Raw genomic sequence first — 24,445 nt, forward strand, 5'->3', positions numbered from 1 at the left:
CCGGCGATGATCACAAGACAACGGCTGGCGGCGGGGATCTGTGCCCTGCTCGCCACCCTCACGGCCGGGGTCGCCTTCCCTGCCGGAGCGGTCGCCGACGAGACGGACTCCACGGCCTCCCCCAAGGTCGAACTCGTGCTGGACGTCAGCGGTTCCATGAGCGCCAAGGACATCGACGGCGGCTCGCGGATGGCAGCGGCGAAGCAGGCGTTCAACGAGGTGCTCGACGCGACACCCGAAGAAGTACAGCTCGGCATCCGCACCCTGGGCGCCAACTACCACGGCAACGACCGGAAGACGGGCTGCAAGGACACCGCGCAGCTGTACCCTGTGGGCACCCTGAACCGCACCGAGGCCAAGGCCGCGGTCGCGACGCTCACACCCACCGGCTGGACGCCGATCGGCCCGGCGCTGCTGAAGGCGGCGGACGACCTGAACGGCGGTGACGGCACCCGCCGTATCGTCCTGATCAGCGACGGCGAGGACACCTGCCAGCCGCTGGACCCGTGCGAGGTGGCCCGCGAGATCGCGGCCAAGGGCATCGGCCTGACCATCGACACCCTGGGTCTGGTGCCGGACACCAAGACCCGCGACCAGCTCAGCTGCATCGCGGAGGCGACCGGCGGCACGTACACCTCGGTGCAGCACAAGGAGGAACTCTCCGACCGCGTGGGCCAGTTGGTGGACCGCGCCGCCGACCCGGTGGTGACCCCGGTCGCCACCGAGGGCACCGCCCAGTGCACGAGCGCCCCGACCCTCAAGTCCGGTCTGTACACGGACCGCGAGGAGTTCGGCAAGCAGCGCTTCTACCGCGTGGACGTCAACCCCGGTCAGGAGCTGCGCGCTTCGGTGAGCGTCGGCGCCGACCGCGAAGTGAACCCGGACTACGGGGTGTTGCTGCGGGCGGTCACCGTGCACGGCCGTGAGATCGTGCGCGGCGAGGGCACGGGCAACGGGCGTACGGATGTGATCTCCACCGGGCTGCGCTACCCGAAGGCGGAGAGCGACGACGACAACGCACCGGCCGAGACCGTGTGTCTCCAGGTCACCAACTCCTTCTCGGCGGCCTCCGGGGTGAAGACCACCCCCGGTCTGCCCCTCGAACTGACCGTCGACGTCGTGGACGCGCCCAGCAAGGCGAGCGACGTGGCCTCCTTCGGCCTCGGCCGCGGCTGGTGGCTGCTCGGCGCACTCGTGCTGACCGGCTTCGTGGCGGGTCTGCTCTGGGGCTGGCTGTCCCGCTGGCGTCTCGCGGTCTGGAGGACCAACTGATGCGGATCACACGTGTGTTGAGCACGGCCCTGCTGATGGCGGGGCTGGCCGCGGGACCCGCGGTGGCGGACTCCTCGCCCTCCGCGAGCCCCTCCTCCTCCGACGACAGCTCGGCCCCGACCCAGGCCGGCACCTCCTTCCGTACGGCGACGGAGCTGGACCAGGGGCAGACGGGCACCGCGACCGGCTCCACGGGTGACTACCTGTACTGGTCGTTCGCCGCGGACGCCGGTCAACGCCCCACCGTCAAGGCGACGGTGAAGCTGCCGGACACGCACGCCGGGGAGACCTGGCAGCTCGACGTGTACGACGGGCTGCGGCGCCGCCAGGCCTGCCAGTACGGGGCTGCGACGCGCACCGCCGCGCAGGACGCGACCTCCGTGGACCTGGCCTGCACGCTGCGTACCGTCCGTGCCTGGTCGGAGACCTGGGCCAACGACCCGCTGCCGGGCACGTACTACGTGCGGCTGACGGTCGTGGATCTGCAATCGTCCGACCTGGGCCTTCCGGTGAGCACCGAAGTACGGGTGGATTCCAAGGACATCGGCGGTGCGGCGGCGGTGGACGGTTCGCTGGCGCAGCCGCTGACGCCGGGGATCGCGGCCAAGTCGGCATCCGATGACGACAGTTCGTCGTCGACTTCGGCCGCGCTGTCGAGCATCGAGCCCGACGGCGGCTGGTCCTCCGGGTGGTGGTCCGACCGCTGGGTGTGGACGGGTGTGGGCGGTGTGCTGGCCGCGCTCGCGGGGATCGGCGGGTATGCGCTGACCCGGGGGTCGGGACGGCCGAGGCGGGTTCCGCCGCCCGGCATGTGACTCCGTGACGGATCATCAGAAGGCCCGCTCATGGCGGGCCTTCTGCCGTTCACGCCTCTCGCAGCGCCTTCGCGAGCGTGCCCTCGCCGGTCACCTCGATGCGTCCGGCGCGTACCGCGTCGGGCACGCTCAACTCCCCCTGCGCGACGGCCGTACACGTGTCGACGCCGAGCACCAGCCGAGCATCTGGCTCCCGGGGTGCAGGCCCTTCGCCGTAGACCGGCCCGTCCTCCTCCGCCCCCACCCAAAGGTGGAACTCCCCCTCCTCCAGCCGGACTTCGACGAGCCCCTCCCCCTCCAGCGCCCGCAGCAGCGGCATCGCGAACCAGTGCGCACGCACCGCGTCAGTAGGCCGCCGCTCCCCCAGTTCGGGCGCACCCCACGCACCGAGCGCTTGCAGTACGGGCAGCAACTCCCGCCCCCGGCCGGTGAGTTCGTAGACGTAGACGGCACCGGGAGGCGACAGCCGCCGCCGGGTCGTCAGCCCGTCCCGTTCCATGTCCTTCAGCCGTGAGGCGAGTACGTCCGTGCTGACACCCGGCAGATCGGCGTGCAGGTCCGTGTAGCGGCGCGGGCCGGCGAGGAGTTCGCGGACGATCAGCAGGGTCCAGCGGTCGCCGACGAGGTCGAGCGCCCGGGCCGCGGAACAGTACTGGTCGTAGCTTCGGCGAGGTGACATGCGACGCAGTCTAGACATGTTGTTGGACTTTCCAAGCTCACACTTGGTAAAACCAAGCAACACACGAAGCCGATGGGGCGAGGGCGCAATGGAGTTCCGGCAGTCGAGCAAGCTCAGCGAGGTCTGTTACGAGATCCGCGGTCCGGTGATCGAGCATGCCAACGCACTGGAGGAGGCGGGCCACAGCGTCCTGCGCCTGAACACCGGCAACCCCGCGCTCTTCGGCTTCGAGGCGCCCGAGGAGATCCTCCAGGACATGATCCGGATGCTCCCCCAGGCGCACGGCTACACGGACTCCCGCGGCATCCTCTCTGCCCGGCGTGCGGTCGCCCAGCGCTACCAGACCCTGGGTCTCGAAGTCGACGTGGACGACGTGTTCCTGGGCAACGGCGTCTCCGAGCTGGTCTCCATGGCCGTACAGGCACTGCTGGAGGACGGCGACGAAATCCTCATCCCTGCCCCGGACTTCCCGCTCTGGACGGCGGTGACGACCCTCTCCGGCGGCAAGGCGGTCCACTACCTCTGCGACGAACAGGCGGACTGGTACCCGGACTTGGACGACATGGCGGCGAAGATCACCGACCGCACCAAGGCCGTCGTCATCATCAACCCGAACAACCCGACCGGCGCCGTCTACCCCAAGGAGATCGTCGAGGGCATCCTCGACCTCGCCCGCCGGCACGGCCTGATGGTGTTCGCCGACGAGATCTACGACCAGATCCTCTACGACGACGCCGTGCACCACTCGGCCGCCGCGCTCGCTCCCGACCTGGTCGTCCTCACCTTCTGCGGCCTGTCGAAGACGTACCGGGTGGCCGGCTTCCGCTCGGGCTGGCTGGTGGTGACGGGCCCGAAGCAGCACGCGAAGAACTACCTGGAGGGCCTGACGATGCTGGCCTCCATGCGGCTGTGCCCCAACGCGCCCGCGCAGTACGCCATCCAGGCCGCGCTCGGCGGCCGTCAGTCCATCCGCGACCTGACCGTCCCCGGCGGGCGACTGCACGAACAGCGCAACGTGGTGTGGGAGAAGCTGAACGAGATCCCGGGGGTCTCGTGCGTGAAGCCGAAGGGCGCGCTGTACGCGTTCCCCCGGCTCGACCCCAAGGTGCACAAGATCCACGACGACGAGAAGTTCGTCCTGGACCTGCTGCTCCGGGAGAAGATCCAGGTCGTCCAGGGCACCGGCTTCAACTGGCCGACCCCCGACCACTTCCGCATCCTCACGCTGCCGTACGCGGACGACCTGGAGGCGGCGATCGGGCGGATCGGACGGTTCCTCGGCGGGTATCGGCAGTAGCAGTCCCCTTCCCGTCGCCGTAACAGATACCTTCGCGCCGCCCTGGGTATCTCCTCCGCATGGTCGATCCCCCCTTACTCCTCCTCGACGTCGACGGCCCCCTGAACCCGTACGGCGCCCGGTTCCTACGCCATCGCGGCTATGTCACCCACCGACTGTGGCCGGCGAACTGGTCGGCCCGGCAGAAACCGGGCTCCCGGCGACTGCGGCGGGGCCTGCGGGTGCGGCTCCACCCGGGGCACGGGGAGCGGATACGCGCGCTGCCGTACGAGCCGGCCTGGGCCACCACCTGGATGCACCAGGCCAACGAACTGATCGCGCCGGCGATCGGGCTGCCCGACGACCTGCCGGTGATCGAGTTCACCGACATGTTCACCAGGGCCCCGGACGGGCTCTACTGGAAGACCCGGCAGGTCGTGGCCTGGGCGGCGGGGCGACCCTTCGTCTGGGCCGACGACATGATCACCGACCTGGACGTGAGGCATGTGGAGGTGCACCACGACGGGCCGGCACTGCTGCTCCAAGTGAACCCGCGCAAGGGTCTGCGCGAGAGCGATTTCGCGACGTTGGAGCAGTGGGCCCATAGCCTGTGAGGTATGGGCGATCTTTTCCTCGTACGGCACGGAGAGACCGAATGGTCCCGGTCGGGGCGGCACACCGGCTTGACCGATGTCCCGCTGACCGCGAAGGGGCGGGAGGAGGCGCGCGGCCTGGTGCCGCTGATCCGTTCGCACCGGGTCGGCGCCGCGTTCGCCAGCCCCTTGCAGCGGGCCCGGGAGACCGCCGAGCTGATCGGGCTGACGGACGTCCGCGTCGATGTGGACCTCCGGGAGTGGGACTACGGCGGGTACGAGGGGATCACGACCGTCGAGATCCAGCGCACCCGGCCCGACTGGTTCCTGTTCACCGACGGGGTCGCGCCCGGGCCGCCGGACCATCCCGGGGAGAGCCCGGAGCAGGTGGGGCAGCGCGCCGACCGCGTGCTGTCCAAGGTGGAGGCGGCCCTCGCCAACACCGAGGGCGTGGTCGTCCTGGTGGCCCACGGCCATTTCCTACGGGTGCTCACCGCGCGGTGGCTCGGACTGCCGCCGTCGGACGGGGCGCTGTTCCAGCTGGCGACCGGGACGCTGTGCCGGCTGGGCACGGAGCACGGTCGGCCGGTCATCGCCGCGTGGAATGTCAGACCTCCGTCGTAGCCTTCGAATGAGCCGCGGACACCCATGACGCGGCGGGGAGGAGCACGCCGTGACACGACCGCCGACCGCCGCGCAACGGCGTGTCATCGACTCCGCCGATCCCGTCTCCGGGCGGCTGCGCGGTACGGAGGCGCAGCTCGCCGCGCTGGTGAAACGGGGGCTCGCGTTCCGGCACCCGCGTCCGCCGCACGACTACTTCCTGACGCCGGCGGGGCATCGCCTGCGGGAGACGGCGCCGGAGGTCCCCGAGCCCGTCGTGGAAGCCCCCACGACCGCCGGGGTGTTCGCCGCGCGCATCGGCGGTGAGGAGACGACAGCCGGCACCGGTCCGGCCCGCACCCGTGAGGTGCACAGCGCCTGGCAGGGGCTGCTGGAGCTGCGCCGGATGACGAATCCGGACGGTTCCGTGGACCGGCCGTGCGGCTGGGAGCGGACGCATCTGGTGCAGGCCGCCGCGCTCGCCCTGGAGGCGGCCGGGCACCGGCCCGCCGGGCGGGACGCGGAGGGTTACCGGGTGCGCGCGACCCCGCAGCCCGAGGCCGTCGCCGTGCGCGACCCGGACGGGGAGGCGCTGCGCGCCTGTGCGGGGACGCTGGAGCGGGCGGGCTGGCAGGTGAGCGGGCACAACGAGCCGCGAACGGGGGCGAGTTATCTGCTGGCCTCACCGCGAAGGACCTGACGGGCATGCCAAGATCGGGAGGGCAGATCGTCCGTCAGTGCGAGAAGGGAACGCAGTGAGCGAGCCGTTTTCCGTCCCGGTGACCGTCCGCGGATACGAGACCGACAGCCTGGGACACCTCAATCAGAGCGTGTACCTCCAGTACGCGGAGCACGCCCGCTGGGCGCTGTTGCAGGCCGCGGGAGTGGGCCAGGCCGAGTTGCTCGCCCAGGAGGTCGCGCCGGTCGTCCTGGAGACGACCATCCGCTATCTCCGCGAGCTGCGCGCGGGCGAGGACATCGAGGTGAGTTGCGTCTTCGAGTGGGGCGAGGGCAAGACGTTCCGGGTCCTGCAGACGATCACCAAGACGGACGGCACGGTCTCGGCGGAGGCCGCGTCGGTCGGCGGCCTGCTGGACCTCAAGGAACGCAGGCTGATCGCCCAACCGCAGGAATTCTTCAAGAAGTTGACGACGGACCCGGGGCTGTTCGGGCTCTGAGCGGCGGCTACTCCGGCTCGCGCCCGGTGTCGTAGGCCGCGCGGGACTCGGCGATGTAGACCCGGTTGCGCTCCGCCCAGTCGGTCAGCCGTTGCAGGGTCTCGTGCAACTCCTCGGCCACCGGGGTGAGTTCGTACTCGACCTTCGGCGGCACCGTCGGGTGCACGGTGCGGGTGACGAGTCCGTCGCGTTCCAGATTGCGCAGGGTGAGGGTCAGCATGCGGCGGCTGATGCCCTCGATGCTGCGCTCCAACTCGGTGAAGCGGATGGGTCCGTGAGCCGCCGCGACCAGGATCTGCACGCTCCATTTGCCCGAGACCCTGTCAAGAACTTCGCGGACCGGACAGGCGTGCGCGTTCACGACCTGGGCGGTAACACCGGTGTTCCCCTGGGACATCCAAGTGCCTCCTTACGACGACCTCCATGGTTCCCCACGATGGTCCCTGTTACAAGTCGTGCCCTTACGGGTGCTACGGAGAACTATGGAGGCCACGAGCCATGTCGACCCTGTCGGAGTCACCGCCCCGAACGCTGGACCGAACGTACTCCCGCTGGGCGTCCCTCGTCGTCCTGTGCGCGGGGACGCTGATGACGATCCTGGACGGCAACATCGTCACGGTCGCCATGCCGGCGATCCAGAACGACCTCGGCTTCTCGGGGCCGGGGCTCGCCTGGGTCGTGAACGCCTATCTGATCCCGTTCGGCGGGCTGCTGCTCCTCGTCGGGCGGCTGGGCGATCTGGTGGGCCGCAAGCGGATGTTCGCGGCGGGACTCGCCGTGTTCACCGCGGCCTCCGTACTGTGCGGGGTCGCGACCAGCCAGGGGATGCTGATCGCTGCGCGCGCGGTGCAGGGCGTCGGCGGGGCGATGGCCTCGGCGGTCGTCCTCGGGATGCTGGTCGCGCTCTTCCCGGAACCGCGTGAACAGGCCCGCGCCATCGCGGTGTTCAGCGCGGTCGGCGCCGGGGGCGGGGCGCTCGGCACGTTCCTCGGCGGGGCGCTGACGCAGGCCCTGAACTGGCACTGGATCTTCCTGATCAACCTGCCGATCGGCATCGTGGCGTGGCTCGCGGCCGTCCGCGTCCTCGCCCCGGAACAGGGCGCCGGGCTCGGCAGCGGCGCCGACTATCCGGGGGCCGCGCTGGTCACCGGCGCGCTGATGCTCACGGTGTACGTCATCGTCGGCACCGGGGGCCGCGGCCTCACCGCGACCCTCCTCCTGGCCGCCCTGGCCCTGGCCCTGTTCGTGGCGTTCACCTTCCGCCAGGCCCGGGCCGCGCGCCCCCTGCTCCGTCTCCGACTGTTCCGCTCCCGCCTCCTGACCGGGGCGAACGCCGTCCAGATCCTGATGATCGGCACGATGTTCGGCTTCCAGTTCATCGGCGCGCTGTACGTCCAACGCGTCCTGGGCTTCAGCGAGTTGCTCACCGGCACGGCGTTCCTGCCGGCACCGGTCGTGATCGGGGTCCTGATGCTGGGCCTGTCGGCACGGACCATCGGCCGCTTCGGCGCGTACCGGGTACTGCTGGCCGGGCTGGTCCTGATCATCGCCGGGATGGCCCTGCTGAGCCGCGCCCCGGCCGACGGCTCCTACATCACAGACGTACTCCCGCCGCTGCTCCTGCTGGCCACCGGCTTCGCCGCCGCGATGCCGGCGCTGACCGGGCTGGCGATGTCCGGGGCACGGGAGGAGGACGCGGGACTGGCCTCCGGGCTCTTCAACACCACGCAGGTGGTGGGCGGTTCACTGGGACTGGCGGTGCTGTCGACACTGGCGGCGAGCCGGACCGACGGACTGGTCGCCCGGGGTGCGGAGTTGATCCCGGCGACGGCGGAGGGGTATCAACTCGCCTTTCGTGTGGGTGCGTTGCTCGCGGCGGGGGCGCTGGTGCTGGCGGCGGGGGTGCTGCGGACCAGGCCGGGACAGGGGCGGGACTGACGCCCTCGCCCCGGCCTCACTGCCCGCCCGCGCTCGGCTCACCCCTCCCCGAACACCTCCCGATGGTCCTCGACCCACTCCCGGTAAGTTCGCGCCGAACGCCCCAGCACCTCTCCCACGTCCTCGGTGACGACCTCGTTGCCGCCGTCGCGGACGTACGCCCTGCTGATCTCGGAGGCGTCGATGAACGTGTCGCTGAAGCCCAGTCCGAGCAGATACTCGCGCGCCTCGGTCGAGGACAGGTCGCGCACCTCCACCGGACGTCCGAGGACCCCGGCGAGGACGGCGGCCTGGTCCGGAACGCTGAGTACCTCGGGGCCGGTCAGGGTGTATGTGCGGCCCGAGTGGCCCGGGTCGAGCAGGGCGGCCACCGCGACCTCGGACACGTCACGCGGGTCGACCACCCCTTGGCCGCCGGTGCCGCTCGTGTTCGGTATCGGGCTGCCCGACCGCACGGACGTCGCCCAGCCCAGCGTGTTCGAGGCGAAGGCGGAGGGGCGCAGGACCGTCCACTCCAACCCGCTGTCCCGCACGGCCTGTTCACCGGGTACGTGCCAGGTGCCGACCGGGCCGATCGCGGGGTCGCCGGCGCCGATTCCGGAGAGCTTCACGATCCGGCGCACCCCTGCCGCCCGTGCCGCCTCGACCAGACCGCGGTCGCGCTCGGCGTCGTCCGGCCCGAACACGCCCACCAGGAAGGCGACTTCGGCGCCGGTCATCGCCGCCTGCACGGAGGCGCGGTCGGCGTGGTGGCCGCGCGCCGTGTCGACTCCGGAGGGCACCTGGGCCTTCGCCGGGTCCCGGGTCAGGGCGCGCACCTTCTCACCGCGCGCCGCGAGCTGTCGTACGACTTCACTGCCGATGGTGCCGGTGGCACCGGTCACGAGGATCATGGCACCCACAGTGGGCGGGGAACGGCGCTCGGTTCTAGGAGATTCCGGCACGTTCCCGGGCCGCGTAGGGCCCGCCCGCGCCCTTACCTTGGAGGGGTGACGAACCCCGACCTGTCCGAACGGGAGTTGAGCCTGCCGGACGAGCTGCGCCCCTGGATCGCGCGCATCACCGACCTGACGGTCAGCATCGTTCCGGCGGAGCCGTTCGTCCATCTCCCGGACCCGGAGACGAAGTTGGTGGTGCGCGTCGAGGGGAACGGCCGGCGCAGTGTCCTCGTCGTCGGGCCTCGGGTCCGGGCCACGTACCACGCGGCCAAACGCCTGGTGTCCTGCGTGGAGTTGCGGCTGGCGCCGGGCACCGCACGGCCGTTGCTGGGTGTTCCGGCGGTCAATCTCGTGGGCCGGGCCATGGCCTTGAGTGATCTGCCGGGTGGAGCGGCCCGGCAACTGGCCTTCGAGCTGGGCGGGTTGGAGCCCGAGGCCGCGGTGGCGCGGCTCACGGAGGTGCTCCCGGCGCGGCTCACCGCCGTCGCGGACCCCTCCCGCACCGAACTCGTCCGGGCCGGCGTCCACGCGATGTCGATCCGCACCGGCCACCTCCCCGGCCCGGTGCCCGACGTGGCCCGCGAACTCTCCGTCAGCGAACGGCAGTTGCGCAACCTGTTCGCCGAGGGGGTCGGCCTCTCCCCCAAGCACTACGCCCGTATCAACCGGGTGCGTGCCGTGGTCGCCCACGCCACCGAACTCTCCTGGGCCCAACTCGCCGCCGCCACCGGCTACTACGACCAGTCCCACATGACGTCCGACTTCCGCGCCCTGATGGGGGTCCCGCCGCGGTCGTACTTCACGGGCCGACTTCCCGAGGCCATGCCCTGCCAGGCGGTGCGGCGCGGCTGAGTTCGGCGTCGCGCGCCAACCTCACGGCGTGGCCGGGGAATTCACAGTGACCTGCTAACTCCGCCCCACGGCCCTCCCAAGTTGGCGAGCGAGTCTCAGCTGCCTTTCAGAGTCGCTGTGTACCGCGCCCGCCTTGGAGTCGACGTGCCGTTCTTCCGAAGAAAAGCCACCCGCCGCACCCTGCTCGCCGCCCTCGGCACCGCGGCGATCGCGAGTCAGTGGCCGTCCGCCGAGGCCTCGACGGTGAGTGCGGCGGGGCTCGACGCCCCGGCGAAGAAGGACATCGCGATGCGGCTGGTGTCGAGTGCGGAGAACTCCTCCCTGGACTGGGAGGCGCAGTACAAGTACATCGAGGACATCGGCGACGGCCGCGGCTACACCGGCGGCATCATCGGTTTCTGCTCCGGTACCAGCGACATGCTGGCGCTCGTCGAGCTGTACAGGAAGCGCGCTCCGGGCAATGTCCTCGCCGGCTATCTGCCCGCGCTGCGCGCCGTCGACGGCACCGCCTCGCACAAGGGGTTGGCCCCGGGCTTCCCCGCCGCCTGGCGCAAGGCGGCGAAGAGCTCCGCCGCGTTCCGCAAGGCGCAGCGCGACGAACGCGACCGCGGCTACTTCGACCCGGCCGTGGCACGCGCCAAGAAGGACGGGGTGGGCACGCTCGGGCAGTTCGTCTACTACGACGCGATGGTCATGCACGGCCCCGGCACGGACCCCCTCTGCTTCGGCGGCATCCGCGCCCGGGCCCGCAGGCACGCGACCACGCCCACCGACGGCGGCGACGAGACGACGTACCTCAACGCCTTCCTCGACGCGCGCGTCTGGGCGATGAAGCAGGAAGCGGCGCACAGCGACGTGACCCGGGTCGAGACGGCCCAGCGGGTGTTCCTGAAGAAGGGCAACCTCGACCTGGACACACCGCTCAAGTGGAAGGTGTACGGGGACAGTTACGAGATCGACTGACCGGTCAGGGGTACGGCCTCGGTCGTACCCCTGATCTGCGTCTGCTCGTGGGTCCGGCCGAGGTGGTTGAAGACCAGGTTCAGTGCCACCGCGGCGACGCAGCCCGTGGAGATGCCCGAGTCGAGGACGATCCTCGCGGTCTGCGGGAACGCATGGTAGAAGTCCGGCGCCGCGATCGGGATGAGGCCGACGGCCAGGGACACCGCCACGACGACGACGTTGTTGTCCTTCTCCAGGCCCGCCTTGACGAGGGTCTGGATGCCGCTGGCGGCGACCGAGCCGAACAGGACCACACCCGCTCCGCCCAGCACCGGGCGCGGTACGACGGCGATGAGCGACGCGGCCGCCGGGCACAGGCCCATCAGCACCAGGAAGCCGCCGCCGGTGGCGACGACGTACCGGCTGCGGATGCGGGTCATGGCGACCAAGCCGATGTTCTGCGCGAAGGCGCTGCACATGAAGCCGTTGAAGAAGGGGCTCAGCGCCGAGCCGAGGGTGTCGGCACGCAGGCCCGCGGTAATGGTCGCCTCGTCGGCCGGGCGGTCGACGATCTCGCCCAACGCCAGCATGTCGGCGGTGGATTCGGTCATCGAGACCACCATCACCACGATCATCGACACGATCGCCGCGAGCTGGAACTGCGGTGCGCCGAAGTGGAACGGGGTCGGGAAACCGATCAGGTCCGCGTCCGCGACCGGGCCGAAGTCCGTTGCGCCGAAGGGGATCGCGAGGAGCGTCCCGATCAACAGGCCCAGCAGGACGGCTATTTGCTTGACGAAGCCCCGCGTGAATCGGCGGACGATCAGGACGACGACAAGAGTCGCCGCCGCCAGGCCGAGGTTGGTCGTCGAACCGTAGTCGTGCGCGGCCGGGTCGGGCCCCTGCGCCCAGCCGAAGGCCACGGGCAGCAGCGAGAGGCCGATGAGGGTGATCACGGTGCCGGTGACGACCGGCGGGAAGAAGCGGACCGCCTTGCTGAAGAAGGGGGCGGCGAGGAAGCCGAGGAGTCCGGCGACGATCACCGCGCCGAAGATGACGGGCAGTGCGTCGGACCTGTCCTTGGTGGAGGCCGCGATCGCGGTCATCGGGGCGACGCCGGCGAAGGTGACGCCGTTGACGAAGGGCAGCCGGGCGCCGATCCGCCAGATCCCGAGGGTCTGCAGGAGGGTGGCGAGGCCCGCGGTGAAGAGACAGGCGCCGGTGAGGAAGGTCAGTTCGGTGCCGGAGAGGCCGACGGCCGCCCCGACGATCAACGGCGGGGCGACGACACCCGCGTACATGGCGGCCACGTGTTGCAGTCCCGTGGTGGCCATCTTGAGCGCGGGGAGTTTCTCGTCGACAGGGTGAGCGGTCACTGTGGTTCCTCCGGGTCAGCTAACACGTCGACTCTGACGTGGGTTTCGTGGAGGTGGTGCGCGGCCGTGCGGGACCATGGGAAAAATGCTTACAAAAAGGACGGAAAGGGCCGTTCCGGGGCGCGCACGTACATGCACGCCCCGGCCACGGCCACCGGATGAGGGCCGTCCCCCTCAACCGGAGCTCTTCAACCAGTCAACTGGTCAGCTCTGTGCGGCGATCCGCGCCAGCCGCCGGGCCTCTTCCCGCGTGGAGCGGGCGATCGTGTCCTCGTCGACGTGCAACAGCCGGTTGTTCTCGACGATCTGACGGCCGTTCACGAAGGAGGCGGTGACGGGGGCCGCGGACCCGAAGACCAGCGCGGTCACCGGATCGGCGATGGAGGAGTGCGCGAGAGTGTCCAGGTTCCACAGCACCAGGTCGGCCAGCTTGCCCGGCTCCAGGGAGCCGATCTCGCTTGCCCGGCCCAGGACTTGGGCGCCGCCGTACGTCCCGAGACGCAGCGCCTGGCGGGCGTTGAGGGCCGCTTCGCGGTGGGCGCCGAGGCGGTTGATCAGGAGGGCGTTGCGCAGCTCGGTGTGGAGTTCGCCGGACTCGTTGGAGGCGGTGCCGTCGACGCCGAGGCCGACCGGGACGCCGGCGGCGAGCATGTCGGGGACGCGGGCGATACCGGCGGCGAGCCGGGCGTTGGACGAGGGGCAGTGGGCGACGCCGGTCTTCGTACGGGCGAAGGCGGCGATGTCGGAGTCGTTCATGTGGACGCAGTGCGCCATCCACACGTCGTCGCCGAGCCAGCCGGTGGACTCGAAGTAGTCGGTCGGGCCCATGCCGAACAGTTCCTTGCAGAACTGCTCCTCCTCGACCGTCTCCGAGCCGTGCGTGTGCAGCCGTACACCGAGGCGGCGGGCCAACTCGGCGCCCTGCCGCAGGAGTTCGGTCGACACGGAGAAGGGCGAGCAGGGGGCAACGGCCACCTGGGTCATCGCGTCGAAGGAAGCGTCGTGGTGCTCCCGTACCGTCGCCTCGGTCGCGGCGAGGGCGCCTTCGAGGGTCTCGACGGCGAAGTCCGGGGGCAGTCCGCCGTCCTTCTCGCTGCGGTCCATCGAGCCGCGGGCCAGCGTGAAGCGGACCCCCATCTCGCGGGCGGCGCCGATGATGGCGCCGGAGAGGTCGCCGGAGCCCTTCGGGAAGACGTAGTGGTGGTCCATCGCGGTGGTCACCCCGCCGCGGGCCATCATCGCGAGGGAACCCTGCGCGGCGGCGCGGACCATCGGCTCGTCGATGCGCGCCCAGGTCGGGTACAGCGCGACAAGCCAGTTGAAGAGGTTGTGGTCGGTGGCCAGGCCCCGGGTGATCCACTGGTAGAAGTGGTGGTGGGTGTTGACCAGACCGGGGGTCACCAGGTGGCCGGTAGCGTCGATGCGCCGGACCACATCGGTGAGCCCCTCGGGCGCCTTGCCCGCACCGAGCGACTCGATGCGGTTGCCGGCGATGACGACATACCCGGTGGCGTACTCGGTGTCGGCGGCGTCCACCGTCGCGATCGCACAGTTCTCGATGACGACACGCTGAACCATCGTTACCATCGTTCGTCTCAACTTCCTTGCTTCTGGGCCGAGTTCGCGGTTCGCGTCGTTCGCATCAGAGATTGGTGAGATCCACCGGGATCCTCGGCTCGCAGCCGTCCCGCAGGACGGTCGCCTCGATCAGGCCGTAGGGCCGGTCGGCGGCGAAGTACACCTCGTTGTCGTTCTTCAGCCCGAACGGCGCCAAGTCCACAAGGAAATGGTGCTTGTTGGGGAGCGAGAAGCGCACCTCGTCGATCTCGCCACGGTTGTCGATGATCCGCGAACCCATTTGGTACAGGGTCTGCTGGAGCGAGAGGGAGTACGTCTCGGCGAAGGCCTGGAGCAGGTGCTGCTTCGTCTGCTCGTAGGACTCCTCCCAGTCCGGCATCTCCTGGGTGTCGTCGGACCAGTTGAAGCGCCAGCGCGCGGACACCTCGGTCGCCAGGATGCGGTCGTACGCCTCGGGCAGCGTCGTGTACTTGTCCTTGACGTAGCCCCAGAACTCGGAGTCCGTCGAGTTGAGTACCGTCAAGTCCTTGAGCCCGGAGACGACTTCCCAGCTCCGCCCGTCGTACGTGATCTGGGTGAGCCGGGTCTCCTGGCCCTTGCGGACGAAGGAGTGGCCCCCGGTCGTGCGCTCCCAGGCGTACTCCTCGATGCGGATGCGCGCCGTCCTGATCGGCTCCTGCGAGGTCACGAAGTGCCGGGCGAGATGGATGCCGAACTGCTCGGCGGACTCGATGCCGTGTTCCTTGGCGAACGCGTACACCGTGTTCTTGGTGGTGTCGGTCGGCAGCACGTTGGCGTTCGAGCCGGAGTAGTGGACCTCGTCCATGTCGCCGCTCAGCGACACGGACACGTTGAGGTCCTTGATGTGGTGGGTGGCGCCGTCCCGCGTGATCTTGACGACTCGGTTCTCGGCCTTGCCGTACTGGTTCTGTCCAAGAATCGTGGGCATCTTCTGCTAGCTCCCTCGGTATACGGAGTAGCCGAACGGGTTGAGCAGCAGCGGTACGTGGTAGTGCTCGCCGGGGTTCACGGCGAAGGTGATCGCCACTTCCGGGAAGAACACTCCGGTCGGACCGCTGTCCCGATTCGCGGGGGCGTCCTGCTGCGCATCGGCTTGCTTGTTCTCTGAACGCTGCTTGTTCTCTGAACGCTGGAAATACGCCTCGACGGCGAAGTCGAGCCGTACGTGTGTGGTGCCTTCCGGCAGCGCCGGGAGGTCCTTGCACCGCCCGTCCGCGTCGGTCGCGGAACCGCCGAGCGCCTGCCAGTCCGCCAACGCCCCACTGCGGGCGGCGAGTTGGACGGCGACGCCCTCCGCGGGACGGCCGACGGAGGTGTCCAGGATGTGCGTGGACACCGAGGCGGTGGTGCTGCTGCTCATGCCGTTTCTTCCTCTACGAGCTTGGCCAACCGGATGCGGTTGATCTTCCCCAACTCGGTGCGGACGATCTCCCTCTCCTGCTCCGGCGAGTTGCCGATCCGTTCCTTGACCGCGTCGCGCATCTGCTCGCCGGTCCGTCCGGTGGCGCAGATCAGGAAGACATGGCCGAACCTCTCCTGGTACGCCAGGTTGAGGTCGAGCATCTCCGCCTTGAGCTCCTCGGAGGCGCCCGCCATGCCGCGTTGTTCACGGGCGGAGGTGGGGTCACCGGGCTTGGGCCGGCCGATCGGCGGGTGGCCGCCCATCGCCTCGCCGAGGTCCTCGGCGGTCAGATCGGCCATCGCCGCGTCACTCTCGGCGTAGAGGTCCTCGGGTCCGGCGTACGGGCGGCCGGTGAGCAGTCGCCGGGTCCACGCCGTGGATGCGCACACCTCCAGGAGGGCGGCGAGGGCCGCGTGCTCCTCGATGGCGTTGAACCGGGCGAGGCCCGGCGGCGTGGATGTCGACGTCACGGGAGCCTCCGTGGCCTTGTGCTGATCGGGCTGGCAGTAGCTAACGCCCTCGGCAACACCACGTCAACACTTTGTTGAAAATTCCGGGTAACAACCGGGGAAGGGGTTCAGCTCTCCTTCTCGCGGTTCAGGTAGTTGTACACGGTGAACCGGCTGACCCCGAGGGCGCTCGCGACGGTCTCCACGCCGTGCCGCACGGAGAAGGCGCCGCGCGCCTCCAGTATCCGTACGACCTCCTGCTTGGCCTTGCGGTCCAGGTCCGCGAGGGGCTTGCCCTTCTTGCGCTCCATGGCGGCCAGGATGTGGTCCAGCGAGTCCGCGAGCTGCGGCAGACGTACGGCGACCACGTCGGCACCCTCCCAGGCGAGCACGACGTCGTCGGGGCCCGCTTCGTCGGGCGGGAGCATCTCGCCGCCCATCGCGTCGACCAGCGGTTTCACGGCCGTGATGAACGGCTCGTCCCCGGTGCCGGTCACCGGTCACCCTCCCCGATGACGTTGAGCTGGAGCGAGATCCGGGTGGCGCCGGCCTCCAGGGTCCTGCGCAGCAGCGCGTCGACGGCGCCGAGCACCGCGTCGGCGCCACCCTCGGCCGTGTTGCCGAACGGCCCGACGTCCACGGAGTCCAGCTCCGCCACCTCGATGACCTCCCTGGCGACCACCGCGTGCGCGGGCGCCTCGTCGAGGTCGAAGGGCTCTGTCGTGAACTCCACTCGCAATCGCACGCGCACAACCTAACGCGCGGTGTCGTTTTCCGCCGAGCCCCCTTGACAAGCTCCGACACCCGACGGCAATCTTCCAATAAGCAGAAACTAACTTCCACAATACGGAATTATGTTACTGGCTCTGGACACCATCCCCCCGACATCGCCTCGACATCGCCCTCGACACGGAAGGGAGCGCAGACCCCCATGGGATTCGCAGACCAGCGCTTCAACGTCAACCTGTCGATCCTCTTCACCGAGCTCCCGCTCCTGGAGCGCCCCGCGGCCGCCGCCGCGGCCGGCTTCACCGCGGTCGAGCTGTGGTGGCCCTGGGTCGACTCCCCCACCCCCGAGCAGTCCCAACTCGACGCGCTCAAGCGGGCGTTGGAGGACGCCGGCGTCCAGCTCACCGGCCTGAACTTCTACGCCGGGCAGCTGCCGGGACCGAACCGCGGCGCCCTGTCGATCCCGGGCGAGGAGTCGGAGCGGTTCCGCGCGAACATCGACGTGGCCGCCGACTTCGCCCACGCGCTCGGCGCCACCGCGCTCAACGCGCTCTACGGCAACCGCGTGGCGGGCGTCGACCCGGCCGAGCAGGACGCGCTCGCCCTGGAGAACCTGGTCCTCGCGGCCCGCGCCGCCGACCGGATCGGCGCGATCCTGCTGATCGAGGCGCTCAACAAACCCGAGTCACCCTTGTACCCGCTCGTCAGCGCCCCCGCCGCCGTGGGAATCGTCGACAAGGTCAACGACGCGACCGGCCTCGGCAACGCGCGCTTCCTCATGGACCTCTACCACCTGTCCATGAACGGCGAGGAACTCCCGTCCGTGATCGAGGAGTTCGCGGCGAAGACGGGCCATGTGCAGATCGCGGACAACCCGGGCCGCGGCGCCCCCGGCACCGGCTCGCTCCCCCTCGAAGACCTCCTCGACCAGCTGCGCAAGGCCGGTTACGACGGCTGGGTGGGCCTGGAGTACAAGCCCGGCGACCGCCCGAGCGCCGAGGCCTTCGACTGGCTGCCCCGCTGACCTTCCCCGAAAGGCAACTCCCATGAGCAAGCTCCCCAAGATCGCCTGGATAGGCCTCGGCATCATGGGCTCCCCCATGTCCGAGAACCTGCTCAAGGCCGGTTACGACGTCACCGGATTCACCCTGGAACAGGACAAGTTGGACCGCCTGGCCGCCGCCGGCGGCACCTCGGCGGGATCGATCGCCGAGGCCGTGCGGGACGCCGACGTGGTGATCACGATGGTGCCCGCGTCCCCGCAGGTCGAGGCCATCGCCTACGGTCCGGACGGCATCCTGGAGAACATCCGCTCCGGCGCCCTGCTGATCGACATGTCGTCGATCACCCCACAGACCTCGGTGGACCTGGCAAAGGCCGCCGCGGACAAGGGAGTTCGGGTCCTGGATGCCCCCGTGTCCGGCGGCGAGGCCGGCGCGGTCGAGGCCGTACTCTCCATCATGGTCGGCGGCGCCCGGGCCGACTTCGACGAGGCGAAGCCGATCTTCGACGCGCTCGGGAAGACCATCGTGCTGTGCGGTCCGCACGGCTCCGGGCAGACCGTGAAGGCCGCCAACCAGCTGATCGTCGCCGTCAACATCCAGGCGTGCGCCGAGGCCGTGGTCTTCCTGGAGAAGTCGGGCGTGGACCTGGCAGCCGCCCTCGACGTCCTGAACGGCGGGCTCGCGGGCTCCACGGTGCTGACGCGGAAGAAGGACAACTTCCTCGACCGGGACTTCAAGCCGGGCTTCCGTATCGACCTGCACCACAAGGACATGGGCATCGTCACGGACGCGGCCCGCAACGTCGGCGCCGCGCTGCCCGTCGGCGCCGTGGTGGCCCAGTTGGTCGCATCGCTGCGCGCCCAGGGCGACGGCGGCCTCGACCACTCGGCGCTGCTGCGCGGCGTCGAGCGCCTCTCCGGCGCGCAGGTCTGACCCAAGGGTCCAGGGCCCAGGGCCCTCCAGGGGTCGTAGAAACTTCCGGGCGGCGTCGTCGCTGACAACTGTCCTGTCGCGCCCAGGCGTTGGCGCCGCCCGGAATCATGCAATTCAGTTCGCCAACAGACGGCCCGTGCGTGCCGGACGACCCGGATGAGGGGTGGTCGCCGGTACCGCGCGGGCAGGGCCAGGACCGCGGCGGAGTGCGAGCCAGTGCGGTGGTGAAGGTTCCGAGGCCTCCTTCTCGACCTGAGAGAAGGAGCACCCTGGTCCCGTCGCACCCGCCGCGGTCCCAGCCGAACGCCTCCACAGAGGCCCCAGACCCCGTCCGGCGGCGCGAACGTCCTGTCGCGCCCAGCCTCGCGCCGTCGGACGGCCACCACGACGAGCGCCGGATGCGGACAGTCCCGTATCCGGCGCTCTTCGGTGTTTCCGGGTGCGGAACCGCCGTACGCGCAGCAGCCTGAAGGCATGGCACATCCACCGGAACACCCGCACATCGTGGTGCACCCCCCGGCCCTGGACGGCTCCCGCCGGGTCACCACCGGCGACGAGACCCTCGGCATCGCCTCCCACCTGGACGACGTCGTCGAGATCCTGCGCCTGGCCGACCTGGACCGGATCGAGGTCGAGGAGAGCGATCTGATCGAGTGGCAGGGCGGCGGCCCCGAGGACTGGCCGGGCCTGTCGGAGCACCACACCGAGCACCACGATCAGTGAACCTCAAATAAACCTCTGAACCCCTCTCGCGAGGCTTCAACCACCCCTGAACGCGGGCACATTCGTCGCACGAGGCCCGCCGGCACGGGGGCGGCGGGCCTCGCATCAGGGGGTGTCATGAGCGGTGGTCCGACGATCCGGCTCCAGCCTCACGAGGTCGCGCTGCTGCGGGGCGGTCGCCGGGCGGCCGTCACGGTGGCCGTGGTCGCGCTGCATCTGCGGGGCGAGGTCCGGGCCGGGCGGCGCGGCACGATGCGGACGTCGGGGGTTGCCGCGGGCGCGGGGGCGCTTCCTCATCTCACCAGGGCGGTGCACTCCGCGTTGTACCGTCCGGCGGGGTTGCGGCAGTTGCTCGAACGGCAGGGGGTTGGGCAGGCGGTCGTGGAGTTGCGGGGTGACCTTGTGGCTGCGGGGCTGCTGCGCAGGGTTCCGCCGGGGCGTACGCGCGCTGCGCGCGGCCTGTTGAAGTCGCTGCGTGGTCAACTGCCGTTGCCTGTGGGGCGGGAGGGGGTGTCTCCGGAGGAGGTACTGCTCGCCGTTGCGCTGTACGGGGATCGGGCGTTGACCTTGCTTGTGCCTCGATTTGCGGGGGCGGCGGGGCTTGTCGGGCGGGGTGGGAGTACGGAGTGGGGGTTGCCGGGGCCGTCGGGTGGGGGGTTTGTTTGTGGGGTCGGGTAGGGGCTGCCGGGTTCTGTTGACTGCGGAGTGCGGGTTGAGTGTGGCTGGTCGCGCAGTTCCCCGCGCCCCTTTGTGTGGCGCTTCGCGCCTACACAAAATGGGGGCGGCCCATCCCCCTGGGATGGGCCGCCCCCTTACTCCGGCTCAGACCTTCAGGGGTCTGATCGATGTCGGTGCGTGGCCGGGCTCGGTCGCGATTTCCTCGAACTCCACCACCTCGCTGATGTCGTTCGTTTTGCTCATCGCGATGTTGGTGACGCGTTCCAGGATTGCCTCGACGACGACCGGGACGCGGAACTCCGCGGCGAGCTTCTTGGCCTGGTCGAAGGCGGTGGCGAGGTCGTCGGGGTCGGTGACGCGGATGGCCTTGCAGCCGAGGCCCTCGACGACCTTGATGTGGTCGACGCCGTAGACGCCCAGTTCCGGGGAGTTGATGTTCTCAAATTCCAGGTTGACCTGGAAGTTGATGTCGAGGCCGAGCTGTGCCTGCCGGATGAGGCCCAAGTAGGCGTTGTTCACGAGGACATGGACGTACGGGATCCGGTGCTGGGCCCCGACCGCGAGCTCCTCGATCATGAACTGGAAGTCGTAGTCGCCGGAGAGGGCGACGACGGACGCCTCGGGGTCGGCCTTGGCGACGCCGAGCGCGGCCGGGATCGTCCAGCCGAGGGGGCCCGCCTGACCACAGTTGATCCAGTGGCGCGGGCGGTAGACGTGCAGCATCTGGGCGCCGGCGATCTGGGAGAGGCCGATGGTGGAGACGTACCGGGTCTCCGGGCCGAAGGCCTTGTTCATCTCCTCGTAGACGCGCTGCGGTTTGATCGGGATGTCGTCGAAGTGCGTACGGCGCTGGAGTGTTGACTTCCGATCCTGCGCCGAGGCCGCCCAGGCGGAGCGGTCGGGGATGTCGCCCGCCGCCTTCAACTCCCTTGCCACCTCGACGAAAAGCTCCAGCGCCGCCCTCGCGTCGGACGCGATGCCGTAGTCGGGGGCGAAGATCCTGCCGATCTGGGTGGGCTCGATGTCGACGTGGACGAAGGTGCGTCCGGCGGTGTAGACGTCCAGCTTTCCAGTGTGGCGGTTGGCCCAGCGGTTGCCGATGCCGAGGACGAAGTCGGACTCCAGGAAGGTCGCGTTGCCGTAGCGGTGCGAGGTCTGGAGGCCGACCATGCCGGCGTTCAACTCGTGGTCGTCGGGCAGGACGCCCCAGCCCATCAGGGTCGGGACGACCGGGATGCCGGTCAACTCGGCGAACTCGACGAGGAGTTCGGCCGCGTCCGCGTTGATGACACCGCCGCCGGCGACGATCAGCGGGCGTGCGGAGGCGTTCAGCATCCCGATCGCCTTCTCGATCTGGGCGCGGGTCGCGGTCGGCTTGTAGACCGACAGCGGCTCGTACGTCTCCGGGTCGAACTCGATCTCGGTGACCTGCACGTCGATCGGCAGGTCGATGAGGACCGGGCCGGGGCGTCCTGAGCGCATCAGGTGGAAGGCCTGCTGGAAGACACCGGGGACCTGGGCCGCCTCCAGGACGGTGACCGCCATCTTCGTCACCGGCCCGGCGATCGAGGCGATGTCGACGGCCTGGAAGTCCTCCTTGTGGATCACGGCGGTCGGGGCCTGGCCCGTGATGCAGAGGATCGGGATCGAGTCACCGGTCGCGGAGTAGAGACCGGTGATCATGTCGGTGCCGGCCGGGCCCGACGTGCCGATGCAGACGCCGATGTTGCCCGGGTGGGTGCGGGTGTAGCCCTCGGCCATGTGCGAGGCGCCCTCGACGTGCCGGGCGAGGGTGTGGTGGATACCGCCGGAGGCCTTGAGGGCGGCGTAGAAGGGGTTGATCGCCGCGCCCGGGACGCCGAACGCGTCGCTGACGCCCTCGCGCTTGAGGATCTCGACTGCCGCGCGGGCAGCGGTCATACGAGCCATGGAGTACTCCTGCTTCGGCTGTCGGATTCGCATCACCGTCGCGCCCCGCGGTGAAAACTCCTCGATTGCTTCCAGATTTCTTCCACATTGTGGAAACTAACTTCTACTATCTGGAAGCAATGTAAGTGGAGGGGGCAAGGCCGTCAAGAGAGGGACAAGCAGGGGTTTCCAGGAGGACGATGGGGCGCATGTCCGAGAGCGTGCCGGTGCGCTGTCCGGCCTGCCGACGTGAGCACGTCTACGCCGCACCGTCGTATCCCTGCGTCTGCGGGGCCCCTGTCGCCCCGCCGCTGGATCGGCGCGGCGCGGCGACGGTCGTGAACCACCGGGTGTGGGACGAGGACTGGATCGCGGTGCGCTGCGCCGCCTGCGGTCGCCTCGACGAGTGGCCTTACCCGGAACTGGGCTGCCCGTGCGGGATCCTGCTGCGGATTCCGGTCGCGGGAGAGCAACAGCCGGCCGAACCGACGTCACAACCCGCCGCGCGGACCACCAGGACCGACACCGACGTCCGGGGCCGCCCCGCCTTCCAGCCCGTCACGATCCGCACCGCACGCGACGCGGTCACCGCCGCCGCGCTCTATCTGCGCTGGCTCGGCTACCGGGACATCCGCCGCGCCGACCAACGGCCCCCGTCCGGCATCGGCCTCGCCGCCCGCGGCATCCTGGCGCAGGTCGACCCGACCGTACGCCCGGCCTCACTGCGCGACGTGGAGTGCCTGTGGCTGACCGCCATGACGGAATCCACCGGCTGCGTCTACTTCTCCCTCGCCGGCTACGCCGACGACGCCCGCACCCGCGCCGACGAACTCCGCGTCCCCCTGTTCGTCCTCGACCTCACGGGCACACCACAGCCGGTGAACGAACTGGCCGACGAACTCGACGCGACGGGTTGTTAGTTCGGGGCCGTACCCCCTGCCGCCACCCGACATCACCCCTCCCGAACAGCCTGCTCCCGCAACTCGATCTTCCGCACCTTCCCCGACACCGTCATGGGAAAGGCGTCCATGATCCGGAGCAGACTCGGGATCTTGTAGTGCGCCAACCTGCCCTCGCAGAAGCCCCGCAGCTCCTCCAGCGTCAACGGGTCCGCCGGGTCGCGCGGGATCACGCAGGCCAGGACCTCCTCGCCGTAGCGCTCGTGCGGGATGCCGACGACCTGGACGTCCGCGACCTTCGGGTGGGCGTAGAGGAACTCCTCGATCTCGCGCGGGTAGATGTTCTCGCCACCCCGGATGATCATGTCCTTGATGCGGCCGACGATCTCGACATAGCCGTCCTCGCGCATCATCGCCAGGTCACCCGTGTGCATCCAGCGGCCCGCGTCGATCGCCTCGGCGGTCTTCTCGGGCTCGTTCCAGTAGCCGAGCATCACGCTGTAGCCGCGCGTGCACAACTCCCCGGCCGTGCCCCGGGGTTGGGTCACTCCGGTCGCCGGGTCGACGACCTTGACCTCCAGGTGCGGGAGGACGCGGCCGACCGTGCCGGTGCGGTGTTCGAGGTCGTCGTCCACCCGCGTCTGCAACGACACCGGGGACGTCTCCGTCATGCCGTAACAGATGGACACCTCCGCCATGTGCATCTCGGCGACCACCCGCTTCATCACCTCGACTGGACAGGGCGAGCCCGCCATGATGCCGGTGCGCAGCGAGGAGAGGTCGTAGCTCGCGAAGTCGCGGAGGTTCAACTCCGCGATGAACATGGTGGGGACGCCGTAGAGAGACGTACAGCGCTCCTGCTGGACCGCCTTCAGGGTCGCCGCCGGGTCGAAGGACGCCGCCGGGATCACCATGCACGCGCCGTGCGAGGTCGCCGCCAGGTTGCCCATCACCATGCCGAAGCAGTGGTAGAAGGGCACCGGGATGCAGACCCGGTCCTGCTCGGTGTACGAGATCAACTCGCCCACGAAATAGCCGTTGTTGAGGATGTTGAGGTGGGAGAGGGTGGCGCCCTTGGGGAAGCCCGTCGTGCCGGACGTGTACTGGATGTTGATCGCGTCGTCGCAGGACAGTTCGGCGTACGGTGCGTCGCCCGTGCCGCGCGCGAGCAACGTCTCCCAGCTCGGGTCCCCGATGTACACGACCTCACGCAACTCCGGGCACGCGCCCCGTACTTGGTCGACCATCGCCCGGTAGTCACTCGTCTTATGGCTGACGGAGGCGAACAGGACCGAGATCCCCGCCTGCTTGAGGACGAACTCCACCTCGTGGGTGCGGTACGCAGGGTTGATGTTCACCATGACTGCGCCGATCCGCGCGGTGGCGTACTGCACCAGCACCCACTCCGGGCAGTTGATCGCCCAGATGCCCACCCGGTCGCCCTTCACCACCCCGCTCGCGAGCAGCGCCTGGGCCAACTGGTCGATGTCGGCGGCGAATTCGGCGTACGTCCAGCGCCGCCCGGACGGCACGTCGACGAGCGCCTCGCGGTCGGGCCAGGCTGCGACCGCCCGGTCGAGGTTGGCTCCGATGGTGTCGCCGAGGAGTGAAGTCCCGCTGGTTCCATGGCTGTACGAGTTCATCGGCGAGTTGATGGGC

At 69.7% G+C, this 24,445-nt stretch carries 27 protein-coding genes; 15 read left to right on the top strand and 12 right to left on the bottom strand.

Going from position 1 to position 24,445, the window contains the following annotated elements; translation table 11 throughout:
- Positions 1–6: 6 nt before the first annotated feature.
- Positions 7–1,272, top strand: a complete 1,266-nt coding sequence (locus tag OO70_RS32080; RefSeq protein ID WP_043678821.1) for a VWA domain-containing protein — start codon at positions 7–9, stop codon at positions 1,270–1,272.
- Positions 1,272–2,087 (top strand): hypothetical protein, encoded by an 816-nt coding sequence (locus tag OO70_RS32085; RefSeq protein ID WP_043678824.1) that lies wholly within the window; start codon positions 1,272–1,274, stop codon positions 2,085–2,087. The genes OO70_RS32080 and OO70_RS32085 overlap by 1 nt, the downstream gene beginning before the upstream one ends.
- A gap of 49 nt (positions 2,088–2,136) precedes the next feature.
- Here OO70_RS32085 and OO70_RS32090 read toward each other — a convergent pair whose 3' ends face one another.
- Positions 2,137–2,766, bottom strand: coding sequence for a winged helix-turn-helix transcriptional regulator (locus OO70_RS32090; protein WP_043678827.1), 630 nt, complete (start codon positions 2,764–2,766; stop codon positions 2,137–2,139).
- Between the two features lie 88 nt (positions 2,767–2,854).
- Here OO70_RS32090 and OO70_RS32095 point away from each other — a divergent pair, with 88 nt between their 5' ends.
- From OO70_RS32095 to OO70_RS32115, 5 genes are read left to right on the top strand one after another with little or no spacing between them, the layout of a single operon-like run.
- Positions 2,855–4,063, top strand: coding sequence for a pyridoxal phosphate-dependent aminotransferase (locus OO70_RS32095; protein ID WP_043678830.1), 1,209 nt, complete (start codon positions 2,855–2,857; stop codon positions 4,061–4,063).
- 59 nt (positions 4,064–4,122) lie between these two features.
- Complete coding sequence (locus OO70_RS32100; RefSeq protein WP_043678833.1) at positions 4,123–4,656, top strand: HAD domain-containing protein; 534 nt, start codon at positions 4,123–4,125, stop codon at positions 4,654–4,656.
- Between the two features lie 3 nt (positions 4,657–4,659).
- Complete coding sequence (locus OO70_RS32105) at positions 4,660–5,259, top strand: histidine phosphatase family protein (protein WP_043678835.1); 600 nt, start codon at positions 4,660–4,662, stop codon at positions 5,257–5,259.
- A gap of 49 nt (positions 5,260–5,308) precedes the next feature.
- Positions 5,309–5,938 (top strand): hypothetical protein, encoded by a 630-nt coding sequence (locus OO70_RS32110; protein WP_043678840.1) that lies wholly within the window; start codon positions 5,309–5,311, stop codon positions 5,936–5,938.
- Positions 5,939–5,993: 55 nt separating this feature from the next.
- Positions 5,994–6,416 (top strand): acyl-CoA thioesterase, encoded by a 423-nt coding sequence (locus tag OO70_RS32115; RefSeq protein ID WP_043678841.1) that lies wholly within the window; start codon positions 5,994–5,996, stop codon positions 6,414–6,416.
- A 7-nt stretch (positions 6,417–6,423) separates the two neighbouring features.
- On the opposite strand, the gene OO70_RS32120 is transcribed toward OO70_RS32115, so the two are convergent.
- Positions 6,424–6,813, bottom strand: coding sequence for a winged helix-turn-helix transcriptional regulator (locus tag OO70_RS32120; RefSeq protein ID WP_043678844.1), 390 nt, complete (start codon positions 6,811–6,813; stop codon positions 6,424–6,426).
- Between the two features lie 101 nt (positions 6,814–6,914).
- On the opposite strand from OO70_RS32120, the gene OO70_RS32125 reads away from it, so the two are divergent.
- A complete protein-coding gene (locus OO70_RS32125; protein ID WP_043678851.1) occupies positions 6,915–8,354 on the top strand; it encodes an MFS transporter in 1,440 nt (479 codons plus the stop codon).
- A gap of 38 nt (positions 8,355–8,392) precedes the next feature.
- Here the strand turns inward: OO70_RS32125 and OO70_RS32130 are convergent, their stop codons facing one another.
- Positions 8,393–9,256 carry an NAD(P)H-binding protein gene (locus OO70_RS32130; RefSeq protein WP_199827451.1) on the bottom strand — a complete coding sequence of 288 codons (864 nt, stop codon included), beginning with the start codon at positions 9,254–9,256 and terminating at the stop codon, positions 8,393–8,395.
- A gap of 87 nt (positions 9,257–9,343) precedes the next feature.
- Here OO70_RS32130 and OO70_RS32135 point away from each other — a divergent pair, with 87 nt between their 5' ends.
- Both OO70_RS32135 and OO70_RS32140 read left to right on the top strand, forming a co-directional pair.
- Positions 9,344–10,144, top strand: coding sequence for an AraC family transcriptional regulator (locus OO70_RS32135; protein WP_051741830.1), 801 nt, complete (start codon positions 9,344–9,346; stop codon positions 10,142–10,144).
- A 144-nt stretch (positions 10,145–10,288) separates the two neighbouring features.
- Complete coding sequence (locus OO70_RS32140) at positions 10,289–11,107, top strand: chitosanase (protein ID WP_043678857.1); 819 nt, start codon at positions 10,289–10,291, stop codon at positions 11,105–11,107.
- On the opposite strand, the gene OO70_RS32145 is transcribed toward OO70_RS32140, so the two are convergent.
- From OO70_RS32145 to OO70_RS32175, 7 genes are all read right to left on the bottom strand, one after another.
- Entirely contained in the window at positions 11,092–12,462 is a 1,371-nt protein-coding gene (locus OO70_RS32145; protein ID WP_043678860.1) for a nucleobase:cation symporter-2 family protein, read from the bottom strand. The two genes, OO70_RS32140 and OO70_RS32145, sit on opposite strands and share 16 nt — an antisense overlap.
- A 204-nt stretch (positions 12,463–12,666) precedes the next feature.
- Positions 12,667–14,040 carry an 8-oxoguanine deaminase gene (locus OO70_RS32150; RefSeq protein WP_043678863.1) on the bottom strand — a complete coding sequence of 458 codons (1,374 nt, stop codon included), beginning with the start codon at positions 14,038–14,040 and terminating at the stop codon, positions 12,667–12,669.
- 64 nt (positions 14,041–14,104) lie between these two features.
- Complete coding sequence (pucL, locus tag OO70_RS32155) at positions 14,105–14,989, bottom strand: factor-independent urate hydroxylase (protein ID WP_043678866.1); 885 nt, start codon at positions 14,987–14,989, stop codon at positions 14,105–14,107.
- A 6-nt stretch (positions 14,990–14,995) separates the two neighbouring features.
- Complete coding sequence (gene uraH / locus OO70_RS32160) at positions 14,996–15,421, bottom strand: hydroxyisourate hydrolase (protein ID WP_043678869.1); 426 nt, start codon at positions 15,419–15,421, stop codon at positions 14,996–14,998.
- A complete protein-coding gene (gene uraD, locus OO70_RS32165) occupies positions 15,418–15,933 on the bottom strand; it encodes a 2-oxo-4-hydroxy-4-carboxy-5-ureidoimidazoline decarboxylase (RefSeq protein WP_043678872.1) in 516 nt (171 codons plus the stop codon). Before uraD ends, uraH begins: the two co-directional genes overlap by 4 nt.
- Positions 15,934–16,040: 107 nt before the next feature.
- Complete coding sequence (locus tag OO70_RS32170) at positions 16,041–16,409, bottom strand: helix-turn-helix domain-containing protein (protein WP_043678874.1); 369 nt, start codon at positions 16,407–16,409, stop codon at positions 16,041–16,043.
- Positions 16,406–16,657 carry a hypothetical protein gene (locus OO70_RS32175; protein WP_043679138.1) on the bottom strand — a complete coding sequence of 84 codons (252 nt, stop codon included), beginning with the start codon at positions 16,655–16,657 and terminating at the stop codon, positions 16,406–16,408. Before OO70_RS32175 ends, OO70_RS32170 begins: the two co-directional genes overlap by 4 nt.
- A 186-nt stretch (positions 16,658–16,843) precedes the next feature.
- Between OO70_RS32175 and OO70_RS32180 the strand changes: the two genes are divergently transcribed.
- The 4 genes from OO70_RS32180 (at position 16,844) to OO70_RS32195 (ending at position 19,979) form a co-directional block, all read left to right on the top strand.
- The gene (locus tag OO70_RS32180) at positions 16,844–17,665 is read left to right on the top strand and encodes a TIM barrel protein (RefSeq protein ID WP_043678876.1); all 822 of its coding nucleotides are present in this window, start codon (positions 16,844–16,846) and stop codon (positions 17,663–17,665) included.
- 22 nt (positions 17,666–17,687) lie between these two features.
- Positions 17,688–18,578, top strand: a complete 891-nt coding sequence (locus tag OO70_RS32185) for a 2-hydroxy-3-oxopropionate reductase (RefSeq protein ID WP_043678879.1) — start codon at positions 17,688–17,690, stop codon at positions 18,576–18,578.
- 474 nt (positions 18,579–19,052) lie between these two features.
- Entirely contained in the window at positions 19,053–19,301 is a 249-nt protein-coding gene (locus OO70_RS32190; protein ID WP_043678881.1) for a hypothetical protein, read from the top strand.
- A 117-nt stretch (positions 19,302–19,418) separates the two neighbouring features.
- A complete protein-coding gene (locus OO70_RS32195) occupies positions 19,419–19,979 on the top strand; it encodes a TIGR04222 domain-containing membrane protein (RefSeq protein WP_051741834.1) in 561 nt (186 codons plus the stop codon).
- 144 nt (positions 19,980–20,123) lie between these two features.
- On the opposite strand, the gene gcl is transcribed toward OO70_RS32195, so the two are convergent.
- Positions 20,124–21,908 carry a glyoxylate carboligase gene (gcl, locus tag OO70_RS32200; RefSeq protein ID WP_043678884.1) on the bottom strand — a complete coding sequence of 595 codons (1,785 nt, stop codon included), beginning with the start codon at positions 21,906–21,908 and terminating at the stop codon, positions 20,124–20,126.
- Positions 21,909–22,087: 179 nt separating this feature from the next.
- Here gcl and OO70_RS32205 point away from each other — a divergent pair, with 179 nt between their 5' ends.
- Complete coding sequence (locus OO70_RS32205; RefSeq protein WP_043678887.1) at positions 22,088–22,807, top strand: hypothetical protein; 720 nt, start codon at positions 22,088–22,090, stop codon at positions 22,805–22,807.
- A 32-nt stretch (positions 22,808–22,839) separates the two neighbouring features.
- On the opposite strand, the gene OO70_RS32210 is transcribed toward OO70_RS32205, so the two are convergent.
- Positions 22,840–24,429, bottom strand: a complete 1,590-nt coding sequence (locus tag OO70_RS32210; protein WP_043679145.1) for an AMP-binding protein — start codon at positions 24,427–24,429, stop codon at positions 22,840–22,842.
- Positions 24,430–24,445: the final 16 nt, after the last annotated feature.

The sequence above is a fragment of the Streptomyces xylophagus genome (genome assembly GCF_000716435.1).
Taxonomy (GTDB): Bacteria; Actinomycetota; Actinomycetes; order Streptomycetales; family Streptomycetaceae; genus Streptomyces; species Streptomyces xylophagus.

Coding starts and splice junctions, on each gene's coding strand:
- OO70_RS32090 (WP_043678827.1), bottom strand. CDS start 2,766: ATGTCACCTCGCCGAAGCTACGACCAGTACTGTTCCGCGGCCCGGGCG.
- gcl (WP_043678884.1), bottom strand. CDS start 21,908: ATGGCTCGTATGACCGCTGCCCGCGCGGCAGTCGAGATCCTCAAGCGC.
- OO70_RS32195 (WP_051741834.1), top strand. CDS start 19,419: ATGAGCGGTGGTCCGACGATCCGGCTCCAGCCTCACGAGGTCGCGCTG.
- OO70_RS32185 (WP_043678879.1), top strand. CDS start 17,688: ATGAGCAAGCTCCCCAAGATCGCCTGGATAGGCCTCGGCATCATGGGC.
- OO70_RS32095 (WP_043678830.1), top strand. CDS start 2,855: ATGGAGTTCCGGCAGTCGAGCAAGCTCAGCGAGGTCTGTTACGAGATC.
- OO70_RS32085 (WP_043678824.1), top strand. CDS start 1,272: ATGCGGATCACACGTGTGTTGAGCACGGCCCTGCTGATGGCGGGGCTG.
- OO70_RS32190 (WP_043678881.1), top strand. CDS start 19,053: ATGGCACATCCACCGGAACACCCGCACATCGTGGTGCACCCCCCGGCC.
- OO70_RS32210 (WP_043679145.1), bottom strand. CDS start 24,429: ATGAACTCGTACAGCCATGGAACCAGCGGGACTTCACTCCTCGGCGAC.
- OO70_RS32180 (WP_043678876.1), top strand. CDS start 16,844: ATGGGATTCGCAGACCAGCGCTTCAACGTCAACCTGTCGATCCTCTTC.
- pucL (WP_043678866.1), bottom strand. CDS start 14,989: ATGCCCACGATTCTTGGACAGAACCAGTACGGCAAGGCCGAGAACCGA.
- OO70_RS32105 (WP_043678835.1), top strand. CDS start 4,660: ATGGGCGATCTTTTCCTCGTACGGCACGGAGAGACCGAATGGTCCCGG.
- OO70_RS32100 (WP_043678833.1), top strand. CDS start 4,123: ATGGTCGATCCCCCCTTACTCCTCCTCGACGTCGACGGCCCCCTGAAC.
- OO70_RS32205 (WP_043678887.1), top strand. CDS start 22,088: ATGGGGCGCATGTCCGAGAGCGTGCCGGTGCGCTGTCCGGCCTGCCGA.
- OO70_RS32125 (WP_043678851.1), top strand. CDS start 6,915: ATGTCGACCCTGTCGGAGTCACCGCCCCGAACGCTGGACCGAACGTAC.
- OO70_RS32120 (WP_043678844.1), bottom strand. CDS start 6,813: ATGTCCCAGGGGAACACCGGTGTTACCGCCCAGGTCGTGAACGCGCAC.
- OO70_RS32080 (WP_043678821.1), top strand. CDS start 7: ATGATCACAAGACAACGGCTGGCGGCGGGGATCTGTGCCCTGCTCGCC.
- uraH (WP_043678869.1), bottom strand. CDS start 15,421: ATGAGCAGCAGCACCACCGCCTCGGTGTCCACGCACATCCTGGACACC.
- OO70_RS32150 (WP_043678863.1), bottom strand. CDS start 14,040: ATGGTTCAGCGTGTCGTCATCGAGAACTGTGCGATCGCGACGGTGGAC.